The 13885-nt window shown below is 65.3% G+C and carries 12 protein-coding genes; 4 read left to right on the top strand and 8 right to left on the bottom strand.

What is annotated here, in order from left to right; genetic code table 11:
- The first annotated feature begins 9 nt into the window (after nt 1-9).
- Nucleotides 10-1041, top strand: coding sequence for a cysteine synthase A (locus QMZ16_RS10830; RefSeq protein ID WP_282603257.1), 1032 nt, complete (start codon nt 10-12; stop codon nt 1039-1041).
- A gap of 8 nt (nt 1042-1049) precedes the next feature.
- Nucleotides 1050-3497: a DUF3772 domain-containing protein gene (locus QMZ16_RS10825; RefSeq protein ID WP_282603256.1), complete on the top strand. Its 2448-nt coding sequence runs from the start codon at nt 1050-1052 to the stop codon at nt 3495-3497.
- 50 nt (nt 3498-3547) lie between these two features.
- Here QMZ16_RS10825 and QMZ16_RS10820 read toward each other — a convergent pair whose 3' ends face one another.
- The 4 genes from QMZ16_RS10820 to QMZ16_RS10805 form a co-directional block, all read right to left on the bottom strand.
- The gene (locus tag QMZ16_RS10820; protein WP_282603255.1) at nt 3548-4636 is read right to left on the bottom strand and encodes an AI-2E family transporter; all 1089 of its coding nucleotides are present in this window, start codon (nt 4634-4636) and stop codon (nt 3548-3550) included.
- Between the two features lie 56 nt (nt 4637-4692).
- Nucleotides 4693-7395: a DNA gyrase subunit A gene (gyrA, locus tag QMZ16_RS10815; RefSeq protein ID WP_282603286.1), complete on the bottom strand. Its 2703-nt coding sequence runs from the start codon at nt 7393-7395 to the stop codon at nt 4693-4695.
- Between the two features lie 161 nt (nt 7396-7556).
- The gene (locus tag QMZ16_RS10810) at nt 7557-8033 is read right to left on the bottom strand and encodes a disulfide bond formation protein B (protein WP_282603254.1); all 477 of its coding nucleotides are present in this window, start codon (nt 8031-8033) and stop codon (nt 7557-7559) included.
- Nucleotides 8030-8608, bottom strand: a complete 579-nt coding sequence (locus QMZ16_RS10805; protein ID WP_022707601.1) for a YqaA family protein — start codon at nt 8606-8608, stop codon at nt 8030-8032. Before QMZ16_RS10805 ends, QMZ16_RS10810 begins: the two co-directional genes overlap by 4 nt.
- A 119-nt stretch (nt 8609-8727) precedes the next feature.
- On the opposite strand from QMZ16_RS10805, the gene QMZ16_RS10800 reads away from it, so the two are divergent.
- Nucleotides 8728-9555, top strand: coding sequence for a neutral zinc metallopeptidase (locus tag QMZ16_RS10800; protein WP_282603253.1), 828 nt, complete (start codon nt 8728-8730; stop codon nt 9553-9555).
- Nucleotides 9556-9690: 135 nt separating this feature from the next.
- On the opposite strand, the gene QMZ16_RS10795 is transcribed toward QMZ16_RS10800, so the two are convergent.
- Nucleotides 9691-9864 carry a hypothetical protein gene (locus QMZ16_RS10795; RefSeq protein WP_348984666.1) on the bottom strand — a complete coding sequence of 58 codons (174 nt, stop codon included), beginning with the start codon at nt 9862-9864 and terminating at the stop codon, nt 9691-9693.
- A 79-nt stretch (nt 9865-9943) separates the two neighbouring features.
- Between QMZ16_RS10795 and QMZ16_RS10790 the strand changes: the two genes are divergently transcribed.
- Nucleotides 9944-10405: a type II toxin-antitoxin system RatA family toxin gene (locus QMZ16_RS10790; RefSeq protein ID WP_022707605.1), complete on the top strand. Its 462-nt coding sequence runs from the start codon at nt 9944-9946 to the stop codon at nt 10403-10405.
- A 36-nt stretch (nt 10406-10441) separates the two neighbouring features.
- On the opposite strand, the gene metK is transcribed toward QMZ16_RS10790, so the two are convergent.
- The 3 genes from metK to QMZ16_RS10775 form a co-directional block, all read right to left on the bottom strand.
- A complete protein-coding gene (metK, locus tag QMZ16_RS10785; protein ID WP_022707606.1) occupies nt 10442-11620 on the bottom strand; it encodes a methionine adenosyltransferase in 1179 nt (392 codons plus the stop codon).
- A gap of 5 nt (nt 11621-11625) precedes the next feature.
- The gene (gene ahcY / locus QMZ16_RS10780; RefSeq protein WP_282603251.1) at nt 11626-13011 is read right to left on the bottom strand and encodes an adenosylhomocysteinase; all 1386 of its coding nucleotides are present in this window, start codon (nt 13009-13011) and stop codon (nt 11626-11628) included.
- 87 nt (nt 13012-13098) lie between these two features.
- Nucleotides 13099-13737 carry a WHG domain-containing protein gene (locus QMZ16_RS10775; protein WP_282603250.1) on the bottom strand — a complete coding sequence of 213 codons (639 nt, stop codon included), beginning with the start codon at nt 13735-13737 and terminating at the stop codon, nt 13099-13101.
- Nucleotides 13738-13885: the final 148 nt, after the last annotated feature.

The following is a 13885-nucleotide window of genomic DNA, read 5'->3' as shown; positions in this document are numbered from 1 at the left end:
CGTATCGCCATGCGTATCTGCTCTGACCTCGCCGACGCCATCGGCAACACCCCGTTGATCCGCCTGCGACGCGCCAGCGAGGAAACCGGTTGCGAAATTCTCGGCAAGGCCGAGTTCATGAATCCCGGCCAGTCGGTCAAGGACCGCGCCGCGCTGTTCATCATCAAGGATGCCATCGCGCGCGGCCAGCTGCGCCCGGGCGGCACCATCGTCGAAGGGACCGCGGGCAATACCGGCATCGGGCTGGCGCTTGTCGGCGCCTCGATGGGCTTTCGCAGCGTCATCGTGATCCCCGAAACCCAGAGCCAGGAGAAGAAGGACATGCTGCGGCTGGCCGGCGCGACCCTGGTCGAGGTTCCGGCGGCACCTTACCGCAATCCGAACAACTATGTCCGCTATTCGGGTCGCCTGGCCGAGGAACTGGCAAGGACCGAGCCGAACGGCGCGATCTGGGCGAACCAGTTCGACAATGTCGCCAACCGGCAGGCCCATGTCGAAACGACCGGCCCCGAGATCTGGGAACAGACCGAGGGCAAGGTCGATGGCTTCGTCTGCGCGGTCGGCTCTGGCGGCACGCTGGCGGGCATCGCCGAGGCGCTGCAGCCCAAGGGCGTCAAGATCGGCCTTGCCGACCCCGAGGGTGCCGCGCTGCATTCCTTCTATACCACGGGCGAGTTCGACAGCCCCGGCAGCTCGATCACCGAGGGGATCGGGCAGGGGCGCATCACCGCGAACCTCGAAGGGTTCACCCCCGATTACAGCTGGCGCATTCCCGATGCCGAGGCGCTGCCCATCGTCTTCGACCTGCTCAAGGACGAGGGGCTGTGCCTTGGCGGCTCGTCGGGGATCAACGTCGCGGGTGCGATCCGCATGGCAAGGGAAATGGGTCCGGGCCACCGGATCGTCACCATCCTTTGCGATTACGGCACGCGTTACCAGACGAAGCTGTTCAACCCGGAATTCCTGCGCTCCAAGAGCCTGCCGGTCCCCGATTGGCTGGAACGCGGTGCGCCCGATCTTCCGCAAGTATTCGAAGGCTGAAGGACCACATGCGACATTTCTTGGCCACGATCCTACTGGCCATCATGACTGTCTGCGCTGTCCCGGCGTTTGCACAGCAAGGGCAGGCGCCGGATTACGAACAGTGGAACGAAACCGCAGAGAAGGCCGAACAGGTCGTATCGGACCCGCAGGCGACCAATGCCGAGCTGGGCAAGCTGCGCGATGAACTGGTCGATTGGCGCGAGCAGTTGCACCGCGCCGAGGACGTGAATGGCGACCGGATCTCGATGATCCGCAACCAGATCGACGCGCTTGGCGCGGAACCCGCCGAGGGCGAGACCGAGGATGCCAGCGTCGCCGACCGCCGCGAACAGCTGAACGAACAGCTGTCCGAGGCGCAGGCGCCGCGCATCGCCGCCAACGAGGCCGCATCCCGCGCCAGCGCGATCATCGCCCGTATCGACGAGATCACGCGCGAACGCGCCGCGCTGGAGCTGACGAAGCAATCGCCATCGCCCCTGCTGCCCACCAGCTGGGCGGATGCGGCGACCGACGGCGTCGCCCTGATCGAGGGCGTCGGCGGCGAGGTTTCGGGCAGCGACGCCTCGGACGAGGTGTGGGAAGACCTGCGCCCGAACCTGCCGAAGGTGCTGCTGTATCTTGTCGCGGCGGCCCTGATCCTGACGCTTGGGCGCAACTGGATCGAGAGCCTGCCGTCCCGCCTGTCGGCACGGGCCTCGGACTATTCGCGTGCGGTTCTGGCATTCGTCGTCTCGCTCGGGCAGATCGCGCTGCCAATGCTGGGCATCTATCTGGGGATCAGCGCGATCAAGGCGACCGGGCTGCCCGGTCCCTGGACGACGCCATTCCTGAACGCGCTGCCGGTCGCGGCGGTCATCCTGTTCGGCGGCATCTGGCTGTCGCGCGCGATGTTCCCGCGTCAGGCCATCGCCTATACCTCGTTGCAGATGACCGAGAACGCACGCCTTGGCGCGGGCCGTTGGGTCAATGCGCTGGCGGGGCTGATGGCGCTGCACTTCATCCTGTCCCGCGCGGTGCTGCCGCTGTCGGGCCTGTACGAGCAGGGCGAGGTTCAGGTGGGCCGCGTCCCCGTCGCCTTCAGCGATGGCGCAGCGGGCGTCTGGCACCTGGTCGTGGTGACGATCACGGCGCTGGTGATGTTCCGTCTTGGCAACATCCTGCGCCGCATCCCGCGCGATTCCGGCAGCCAGGATCTCAGCTATCGCCACTATATCGTGGCATGGGCGGGGTCGCTGACGCGCATCGTCGCGCCGCTTGCGGTCGTGGCCATCGCGGCGGGCTTCGTGAACTTCGGCAACCTGATGGTCTGGCCCTGGCTGTATTCGCTGGCGCTGATCGCGCTGCTGATCCTGCTGCAGGACTTCATCGCGGACCTGTTCAACATGCTGCAGCGCGGTGCCGAGGGTGCGCGCGACGGGCTGGCCCCGCTGCTGATCGGCTTCGCGCTGGTCATCCTGTCGGTGCCGGTCTTCCTGATGATCTGGGGCGCCTCGGGCGAGGAACTGGCCGAGTATTGGGTCGCCTTCCGCGAGGGGATCTCGCTTGGCGGGATCACGCTGTCGCCGGGTTCGATCCTGACCTTCCTGATCGTCTTCGCCATCGGCTATGTCGTCACGCGGGGCATCCAGGGCGCGTTCCGCAACTCGATCCTGCCCAAGACCAAGCTGGATGCGGGCGGCCAGAACGCGCTCGTGTCGGGGCTGGGCTATGTCGGCATCGTGCTGGCGGCCATCATGGCGATCACCTCGGCGGGGATCGACCTGTCGTCGCTGGCCATCGTCGCAGGTGCGCTGTCGGTCGGTATCGGTTTCGGTCTGCAGAACATCGTGTCGAACTTCGTGTCCGGCATCATCCTGCTGATCGAACGTCCGGTCAGCGTGGGCGACTGGATCAGCGCGGGTGGCCAGCAGGGCATCGTCAAGCGCATTTCGGTCCGGTCGACCCAGGTCGAGACCTTCGACAAGACCGAGGTCATCGTCCCGAACAGCGACCTGATCAGCCAGCCGGTCACCAACTGGACCCGCCACAACAAGGTAGGCCGGATCATCGTGCCGGTCGGCGTCGCCTATGGCACCGACACCCGCAAGGTGGAAAACATCCTGCGCGAGGTGGTCGAGGATCACCCGCTGGTCAGCATCGACCCGCCCCCCGCGGTCCTGTTCCGGGGCCTTGGCGCGGATTCGCTGGACTTCGAGATCCGCGCGATCCTTGCCGATGTGGGGACGGGCCTTGGCGTGACGTCGGACCTGCTGCACGAGGTGGTGCGCCGCTTCGCCGAGGCCGGGATCGAGATCCCGTTCGCACAGCGCGACATCTGGCTGCGCAACCCCGAGGCGCTGCAGGGCGAACAGAAGCCCGCCGCCGCCTCGACCCCGCCCGCCAAGAGCGAGGCGCTGTCCGAGGTCGCGCGGTCGCTGCCCGACAGCGACGACATGGATGGCGACGGACGGTAGGTTCGGGGTCCGGGAAACGAAGAAGGGCGCCCATATCGGGCGCCCTTTTTTCATGCCTTGGCGAGGGTCGCTTCTTCGTCCCCGCTGCCATCGTCGGGCAGCCCCTCGCGTGACAGCAGCACCGCGACCGTGCGCAGCCAGGGGATATGGGCACAGACGATCATCAGCGCCACCATGATCGGGACCGCCAGGAACATGCCCGGCACGCCCCAGACCGCACCCCAGAAGGCCAGCGACAGGATGATCCCGAAGCTGGACAGGCGCAGCGTCTGGCCCAGCAGCATCGGATCCAGCACGTTGCCGATCAGGAACTGCGTGGCCGAGCACAGGACGGCGATGGCCAGCGTCACGGTGGTGTCGCCCGACAGCACGAAGGCCAGGATGATCGCGATGACCGTGGCCACGATCGACCCGACCGAGGGGATGAAGTTCAGGATGAAGGTCAGGATCGCCACCGCCGTCGCCAGCTCCAGCCCCATGGTGCGGAAGATCAGCCAGACGATGCCCGCCGTGACCGCGCTGACGCCGGTCTTGACCACCAGGTAGCGGTTCACCCGATGCATGATCGAGGCGATGATGCGGCGCGCCTGCACGGCCTTGACGCTGTCGCCGGTCAGACGCTCCATCTTGACGGGGAACCAGACCTGTTCGGCGAACATGAAGCCCACGAACAGGATCACGAGGACGCTGCCCGACAGGATGCCCGATGCCTGACCCGCAAGCGACCGGATCCAGCCCGTGATGTTGAAATTCGTCAGCGCCGTCATGATGCGTTCCTGCGCCTCGGGGCCCAGACGCTCGGTCAGGGCGGGCAGGGCGGCCTGCGCCTGCTCGGCATAGGTGATCGCGATGAAGACGATCTCGTTGACCTGCGCCACGATGGTGGTCGAGACCCACAGAAGCCCGAGCGCGATCCCGATCAGCGCCAGCGTCGTCGCCAGCCATTTCGCGACCTTCAGCCGGGTCGAGATCGCGTGGATCGCGTCCGATGTCAGCGAGAAGAGGATGATCGCGATGGCAAGCGAGATCAGGATGAACCGCGCCTGCACCAGCATGATCAGCAGCAGCGAAAAGGCGATGAGGCCAAGAAAACCCGTCTGCAGGCGTTCGCGCAGGACGGTTTCGTTAGAATGCTCCAATGCGGCCCTCGTTCATTGAAAAACCCGATCCCGGTGTTCGGGATCGGGTGATTGTATCAGTCCTCGGTCTCGTCGGCCTCGTCGACAAGGGGATCGGTGACGCCCTGTTCCGCGATCCGCGCGACCGAGACGACATATTCGCCCTGCGCGGTGTTGAAGACCCGCACACCGCCCGCGCTGCGCGAGCGGAAGCTGATGCCATCCACCGGAACGCGGATCGACTGCCCGGTCGAGGTCGCAAGCATGATCTGGTCGTCGGGATCGACGGGGAAGCTGGCGACCAGCGCGCCGCCGCGCATGGCCTTGTCCATCCCCATGACGCCCTGACCGCCGCGACCGCGCACGGGATAGTCGTGGCTGCTGCTGATCTTGCCCGCACCCTTGGCGGTGATGGTCAGGATCATGTCCTCGGCGGCCGACATCTCGGCATAGCGTTCCTGGCTGATCTGGCCCTCGGGGGCGGCGTCCTCGTCCTCGTCGGGTTCGGCTCCGTCATCCAGCGCACCCGCGACCGCGCGGCGCATCTTCAGATAGGCGGCGCGTTCCGAGGGCTCGGCCTCGAAGTGGCGGATGACCGACATGCTGACGACCTCGTCGCCCTCGGCCAGGCGGATGCCGCGGACCCCGGTGCTGTCGCGGCCCTTGAAGACGCGGACCGCGGTGGTGGGGAAGCGGATGGCGCGCCCTGCCGCGGTCATCAGCATCACGTCGTCTTCTTCGGTGGCCATGCGGACACCGATCAGGCTGACGCCCTCGGGCAGCTTCATCGCGATCTTGCCGTTGGATTTCACGTTGGTGAAATCCGACAGCGCGTTGCGGCGGACATCGCCTTCGGACGTGGCGAAGACGGCCTGGTAATTCTCCCACTCGGTCTCGGGGGCGTCGACGGGCATCAGCGCCGCGATGCTGACACCGCCGTCGATCGGCAGGATGTTCACGATGGCCTTGCCGCGAGCGGTCCGGCCGCCAAGCGGCAGGCGCCAGGTCTTGAGGCGATATACCATGCCGTCGGTCGTGAAGAACAGCAGTTCCGTGTGCGTGTTGGCGACGAACAGCGTCGTGACGACGTCGTCCTCCTTGGTGGCCATGCTGGAGAGGCCCTTGCCGCCGCGCCGTTGCGCGCGGAACTCGGCCAGCGCGGTCCGCTTGATATAGCCGCCCGAGGTGATGGTGACGACCATCTCCTCGCGCTCGATCAGGTCCTCGTCCATCATGTCGCCGGACCACTCGGTGATCTCGGTGCGGCGCGGAACGGCGAACAGCTCCTTCACCTCGCGAAGCTCGTCGCAGATGATGCCCATGATCCGGTCGCGCGACGCGAGGATCGCAAGATATTCGCGGATCGCCTCGGCCAGGGATTGCAGCTCGTCGGTGACTTCCTTGACGCCGATCTGGGTCAGGCGCTGCAGGCGCAGCTCCAGGATGGCGCGGGCCTGCGTTTCCGACAGGTTGTAGGTGCCGTCATCGTTGACCGGGTGCAGCGGGTCGTCGATCAGGCGCAGGTATTCCGCGATGTCGTGGGCGGGCCAGCGACGTTCCATCAGCCGGGTGCGGGCCTCGGCTGCGTCGGCACTGCTGCGGATGGTGGCCACGACCTCGTCGACATTGCTGACGGCGACGGCCAGGCCGCACAGGACATGGCTGCGCTCGCGCGCCTTGCGCAGCTCGAACGCGGTGCGGCGGGCGACGACTTCCTCGCGGAAGCTGATGAAGTGGGTCAGGAACTCGCGCAGCTTCAGCTGCTCGGGGCGGCCGCCGTTCAGCGCCAGCATGTTGCAGCCGAAGCTGGTCTGCATCTGCGTGAAGCGGAACAGCTGGTTCAGCACGACATCGGGCGTCGCGTCGCGCTTCAGCTCGATCACGACGCGGATGCCCGTGCGGTCGGATTCGTCCTGGACCGAGGAGATGCCCTCGACCTTCTTCTCCTTCGCAAGCTCGGCGATCTTCTCGATCAGGCTGGCCTTGTTCACCTGGTAGGGGATCTCGTCCAGCACGATGGCGAAGCGGTCCTTGCGCGGCTCCTCGATATGGTGCTTGGCGCGGACCATGACGCTGCCGCGCCCTTCCAGATAGGCCTTGCGCGCGCCCGAACGGCCCAGGATCAGGCCGCCGGTCGGAAAGTCCGGCCCGGGGATGATCTCGAGGATGCGCTCGGTCGGCAGGTCGGGATCGGCGATCAGTTCCAGCGTGGCGTCCACGACCTCGCCCAGGTTGTGGGGCGGGATGTTCGTGGCCATGCCGACCGCGATGCCGCCCGCGCCGTTGACCAGCATGTTGGGGAAGCGCGCGGGCAGGACGGTCGGTTCGCGGTCCTTGCCGTCATAGTTGTCCTGGAAATCGACGGTTTCCTTGTCGATATCCATCAGCAGGAAGTTCGCGGGCTTGTCCATGCGCACCTCGGTGTAGCGCATGGCGGCGGGGGGATCACCGTCCATCGAACCGAAGTTGCCCTGGCCGTCCAGCAGCGGCAGCGACATCGAGAAGTCCTGCGCCATGCGGACCAGCGCGTCATAGATCGCGCTGTCGCCGTGGGGGTGGTACTTGCCCATGACGTCGCCCACCGGGCGGGCCGACTTGCGATACGCCTTGTCGGCCGTGTTGCCGGTCTCGTTCATGGCATAGAGGATGCGGCGATGCACCGGCTTCAGGCCGTCGCGCAGATCGGGGATCGCGCGGCTGACGATGACCGACATCGCATAGTCCAGATAGGACGTGCGCATCTCGGACGAGATGTCGATCATGGGGCCGTCGTGATGCATCACGAGGCGGGTCTCGGTCCCGCCTTCCTCGCCGTTCTCAGGGGTTTCGGGCAGATCGTCTTCTGGGGTGTCGGCCACGGGTCTTCCTCAAGATCTAGTCGAAGTTCCGTATAGCCGAGCACGACGCGCGGGGCAATCGCGCGTGCGGAATCAGGGGCTTCTCAGCGCCCCCGACCGCCGCGCATCGCAGCCGTTGCCCAGATCGCGGCCAGCCCTGCCGACAGGATCGCGTTCCATCCGGCCATCGAGATGCCGAGGAAGCTCCAGGAAACCTCGTCGCAGCGGGTGACGGGGGCGGATTGCAGGCGCTCCATCAGGTCGCTGGTGGACATGCGGGCGAAATCGCCCACGCTGCCCGAGCAGTGCTGCGGCCCGTCCCAGAGCTGCATCTCGACGCCGACATGGAAGATGGCGAAGCCCATCGCAGCACCGGCGGCGATCATGCCCAGCACGGCCAGCGCGCGCACGCGGCCCGTCAGCCACACGAGGCCCGCGACCGCCACCGCCGCGACATGCGGCCAGCGCTGCAGGATGCACAATTCGCATGGGGCATAGCCGGCGGCCTGGAAGCCAAGCGCGGCGATCAGCAGAAGCGCCGATCCGGCGCCCGCAAGGATGGAGAGACGATATCCGGTCACATGAACCTCAGAGCTGCGAAGCCGCCGATCAGGCAGAGCATGAAGATGGTGAAGACAAGGCCCAGCCGCCGCTCGATGAAGTCGCGGATCGGCGGGCCGAAGCGATAGAGAAGCCCCGCCACGATGAAGAAGCGCCCCGCGCGCCCCAGGATCGAGGTCAGGATGAACAGCGGCAACGAGAAACCGACCGCCCCCGAGAAGATCGTGATGACCTTGAACGGGAAGGGCGTCAGCGCCGCGAACAGGACCGCCCAGCCGCCATGCGCCGCAAACTGCGCCGCCAGCGTGTCATAGGCATGCTGCTTGCCATAGAGGTTCAGCACCCACTGGCCGATGCTGTCCATCAGCAGCGCCCCGATCCAGTAGCCCAGCAGCGCACCCAGGACCGAGCCCAGGGTCGCGATCCCCGCGATGATCCACGCGCGTGCGCGCTTGGCCAGCACCATCGGGATCATCAGCACGTCCGGCGGGATCGGAAAGACCGAGCTTTCGATGAAGCTGACCGAGAACAGCGCCGTGTCGGCGTGCCTGTGGGCGGCAAGACCCATCGTCCAGTCGTAAAGCCTGCGCAGCATGAACAATCCCTCGTAACATTTGGTCCTGCATCCGGTCTGGGCCTTCGAAGGTCAAGCATCTTGCGCCCATGTCGCAAGGCTGTGATGGTGCGTTGATCGGATTTATGCAGGGCGCAGCGATGAAGTGGCGTGGCAGACGCGGCAGCGGCAATATCGAGGATCGGCGCGGCGCGCGCGGGGCGCGGGCAGGCAGCCTGGGTCTGGGCGGCATGCTGGTCGTCCTTGCGGTCGGGTATTTCTTCGGGATCGACGTCAGCCCGATCGTGGGCGGTGGCGGCAATGCGCCCTTGGACCGCCAGGATCAGGAATGGGGCGAGTTCGTCTCGGTCGTGCTGGCCGATACCGAGGAGATCTGGGCGACCACGCTGCCCGAACAGGCCGGGATCGCCTATGCCGATCCGACGCTGGTGCTGTTCAGCGGCGTCGTGCAGTCGGCATGCGGCGGGGCATCATCGGCGATGGGCCCGTTCTATTGCCCCGGCGACCGCAAGATCTATCTCGACACCGATTTCTTCGACCTGATGCGCGATCGGATGAACGCGGGCGGCGATTTTGCCGCCGCCTATGTCGTCGCCCACGAGGTCGGGCACCATGTCCAGAATTTGACGGGCGTGCTGTCCGCCGTGAACCGCGCCCGCTCCGAGGGGTCCGAGACGCGCGCCAACCAGATCTCGGTCCGGGCGGAGCTGCAGGCCGACTGCTATGCCGGGCTGTGGGCGCGCCGGGCGCAGGACCGCTTCGGCACGCTGGAGCAGGGCGATATCCAGGAGGCGTTGGGGGCGGCCCATGCGGTGGGCGATGACGTGATCCAGTCCAGCGCCGGAACCACACCGATGCCCGACAGTTTTACCCACGGAACGGCCGAGCAGCGCCAGACATGGTTCCTTCAGGGCTTCCGCTCGGGCGATATGAGACAATGTGACACATTCTCGGTCAGGACGCCGTAACCAAGTCTGACAGAGGAACAGGAGAGCGACATGACGACGATCCTCGGCCTTTTCGGCCTGCTGACCGCCTTCGGTATCACCGCCCATCTGGGGCTGCCGCGCCGCGAACCCGTCCGCGTGAAGGCCCGTCGCTGATCAGCGCGGGATGCGGGGGCGCTTCGTGTCCATCGTGGCCCATTCGGGCCACCATCCCAGCTTTTCCAGAAGCAGCAGTGCCAGTCCGGCTGCGATGATGCCGAAGACCAGCTTGACCATTCTTGCGCTTGGCGGCCTGCGAACCCATTTCGCCGCGCGCAGAAGCCAGATCATGTTGTTCATCGCGGCCCCTGCCTGCTAAGTGCTTCCGGAAACGAACCAGAGCCTGCCTCGAAACTCAAGAGCCTCGCCCGTGCCGCATACCGAAGACAGCCGCAACCTTCCCTATACCGCCCAGCAGATGTTCGATCTGGTGGCCGATATCGAAAGCTATCCCCAGTTCCTGCCGTGGAACAGCGCGGCGCGCATCCGGTCGCGCCACGAACGCCCCGACGGCGCGACCGAGATCGCGGCCGATCTGGTCATCAGCTTCAAGGTGTTCCGCGAACGCTTCGGCAGTCGCGTCGTGCTGTGGCCGCGAAACCAGGACGGCATGCTGAAAATCGACACCGAGTATCTGGACGGCCCGTTCAAGTACATGCGCAGCGGCTGGACCTTCGTGGACCGCCCGGACGGGGGCTGCCATGTCGAGTTCTTCGTCGATTTCGAGTTCAAGAACATGATCCTGCAGCGGCTGATCGGCGTGGTCTTTACCGAGGCCATGTCGCGCATCGTCCGCGCGTTCGAGGATCGCGCCAAGAAGCTGTACGGCTGAACGGAAAAGGCCGCCCCAAGGGGCGGCCTTTCGGTATCAGGTGGTCGCGGCCTTCAGTGCCTCGGCCTTGTCGGTGCGTTCCCAGCTGAACGCGGTCCCGCCGTTCAGCGCATAGGGATCGCGCCCGAAATGGCCATAGCTGGCGGTCGGGCGATAGATCGGATGCAGCAGGTCCAGTTCGCGGATGATCGCGAAGGGGCGCAGGTCGAACACCTCGCGCACGGCCGCGACGATCTTGTCGACCGGGACGGTCTCCGTGCCGAAGCAGTTGAGGCTGATCGAGGTCGGTTCGGCCACGCCGATGGCGTAGCTGACCTGGATCTCGCAGCGGCTGGCAAGGCCCGCAGCCACGATGTTCTTGGCAACCCAACGACCCGCATAGGCGGCGCTGCGGTCGACCTTGGACGGATCCTTGCCCGAGAACGCGCCGCCACCGTGACGGGCCATGCCGCCGTAGCTGTCGACGATGATCTTGCGCCCTGTCAGGCCGCAATCGCCGACCGGACCGCCGATGACGAACTTGCCGGTGGGGTTGATGAAGTACTTCGTATCCGCAGACAGCCATTCCGAGGGCAGAACCGGCTTGATGATCTCCTCGATCACCGCCTCGCGCAGGTCGTTCAGGCCGATATCGGGATTGTGCTGCGTGGACAGCACGACCGCGTCGATCCCCTCGGGGCGGCCATCGGCGCCATAGCGCAGCGTGACCTGCGATTTCGCATCGGGGCGCAGCCAGGACAGCGTGCCGTCGCGGCGCATCTTGGACTGACGTTCCACCAGCCGGTGCGCATAGGTGATCGGCGCCGGCATCAGCACGTCGGTTTCATCCGAGGCATAGCCGAACATCAGCCCCTGATCGCCCGCGCCCTGTTCCTCGAGGCTTTCGCGGTCCACGCCGATATTGATCTCGGGGGATTGCTTGCCGATGATGTTGATGACCGAGCAGGTCGCGCCGTCGAAGCCGACATCGCTGCTGGTATAGCCGATATCGTTGATGACGCCGCGCACGATCGATTCCAGATCGACCCATGCGCTGGTCGTGATCTCGCCCGAGATGATCGCCACCCCGGTCTTGACCATGGTCTCGCAGGCGACGCGGGCGCGCGCATCCTCGGCCAGGATGGCGTCGAGGATGGCGTCGCTGATCTGGTCTGCGATCTTGTCGGGATGGCCCTCGGTCACGGATTCCGAGGTGAAGAGCGAATATTCGGTCATATGTATCAGTACCGGTAATGATCTGATTTGAACGGGCCTTCGGGCGTAACGCCGATATAGTCGGCCTGTTCCTTCGAAAGCTTCGACAGCTTCGCGCCGACCTTTTCCAGGTGCAGCATCGCGACCTTCTCGTCCAGGTGCTTGGGCAGGATGTAGACGCCGGGCTTGTACTCGTCACCCTTGGTCCACAGCTCGATCTGCGCCAGAACCTGGTTGGTGAAGCTTGCCGACATCACGAAGGACGGGTGCCCGGTCGCGTTCCCGAGGTTCAGCAGGCGGCCCTGGCTCAGCAGGATGATGCGATTGCCCGAGGGCATCTCGATCATGTCCACCTGGTCCTTGACGTTGGTCCATTTGTGGTTGCGCAGGCTGGCGACCTGGATCTCGTTGTCGAAATGGCCGATATTGCCGACGATCGCCATGTCCTTCATCTCGCGCATATGCTCGATGCGGATGACGTCGCGGTTGCCGGTGGTGGTGACGAAGATGTCGGCGGTGCCCGCGACCTCTTCCAGGGTCACGACCTCGAACCCGTCCATCGCGGCCTGCAGGGCGCAGATCGGATCGACCTCGGTCACCTTCACGCGGGCGCCGGCGCCCTGAAGGCTGGCGGCGCTGCCTTTGCCGACATCGCCATAGCCGCAGACGACGGCGACCTTGCCGGCCATCATCACGTCGGTCGCGCGGCGGATGCCGTCGACCAGCGATTCCTTGCAGCCGTACTTGTTGTCGAATTTCGACTTGGTGACGCTGTCGTTGACGTTGATCGCGGGGAAGGGCAGCTGGCCGTTCTTCTGCAGATCGTACAGGCGATGCACGCCGGTCGTCGTTTCCTCGGACACGCCCAGGATCTGGTCGCGGGTCTTGGTGAACCAGCCGGGCGACTGCGCCATGCGCTTGAGGATCTGCGCCTTGACGACTTCCTCTTCCTCGGATTCCGGGACCGGGATGATGTCCTCGCCCGCCTCGGCGCGTGCGCCCAGCAGCACGTAGAGCGTGGCGTCGCCTCCATCGTCGAGGATCAGGTTCGGACCGTCCTCGAACTGGAACGAGCGATCGAGGTAGTCCCAATGCTCGGCCAGGGACTGACCCTTGATTGCGAAGACCGGCACGCCCGAGGCCGCGATGGCCGCCGCCGCATGGTCCTGCGTCGAATAGATGTTGCACGAGGCCCAACGCACATCCGCGCCCAGATCGACCAACGTCTCGATCAGGACGGCGGTCTGGATGGTCATGTGCAGGCTGCCCACGATGCGGGCGCCCTTCAGCGGTTTCTCGTTGCCGTATTCGGCACGCAGCGCCATCAGGCCCGGCATCTCGGTTTCCGCGATGTCCAGTTCCTTGCGGCCGTAATCGGCCAGCGCGATATCCTTGATGATGTAATCGGTCACGGCTTCGCCTTCATCAGTTTCGCCCTCGTCCAACGTGTTTGGTCAAGGGGATACCTCAAGCGCAGCGTGTCCGAAAGGGCCTAATCCCTAGACCGATTGCGGCACGCTGCTTCTGGCCATGCGGCGGACGAAGTCGCGCGTCAGGGCCTTGGCGATGTCCAGTGGATCATGCCCCGGTGCCCATTCCTGCATCCGCCCGTCCACGATCATCCGCGCCATGCCATAGGCGAAGCAACGCGAGGACAGGACCATCATGTCGATATCTTCCTTGGGATGCAGCTGGCCGTTGTCGCGCGCGCGCTTCAGCAGGCGCTTCATCAGCTCGGCCAGCGCATCCAGGTAGCGGCGCAGGCGCGGCTCCTTCAGGACCGCCATCAGCCTTTCGTCGGACATCAGGCGGAACTGCGCGCGATGGGCGTCGGCCCATTCCAGGTAGGCGTCGCCGATCGCGGTGAACTGCGCGACCGGATCGTTGGGATCGACCCGCACCGTCGATTTCGTGCATGCGTCGATCAGCAGGATCAGCGCCTGTTCGACCGCCGCGATCAGCAGCCCGTTATCCGACCCGAAAAGGTTGCGCAGACGAGCCTCGTCGCAATCCAGCGTCTCGGCCACGTCGGAGATGCCAGGCGTGATCGACTGCATGTCGTCGAGCAGATCGAGGGCAACCTCGATCGCGCGTTCATGCAGCCCCAGGGGGGACTTGGAGGAATTCAGGACGTCCATCGCATCAAGACCTTGTTGACGGGGTCATATTTTCGACTGGTCGAACAGGGAACGCGTAAAAACAGTAGGCTTCGATATGTGTGCAAACCCTGGGAAAGTTCAACCGACGGTTGCGCAATTATCAATAATTAATTCCCGGGACACGGGG

It is taken from the genome of Paracoccus sp. PARArs4, from assembly GCF_947311865.1.
GTDB classification, from domain to species: Bacteria; Pseudomonadota; Alphaproteobacteria; order Rhodobacterales; family Rhodobacteraceae; genus Paracoccus; species Paracoccus zeaxanthinifaciens.
Note: the sequence above shows the minus strand (reverse complement) of the source record. Positions and strands in the feature narration are given on the sequence as shown.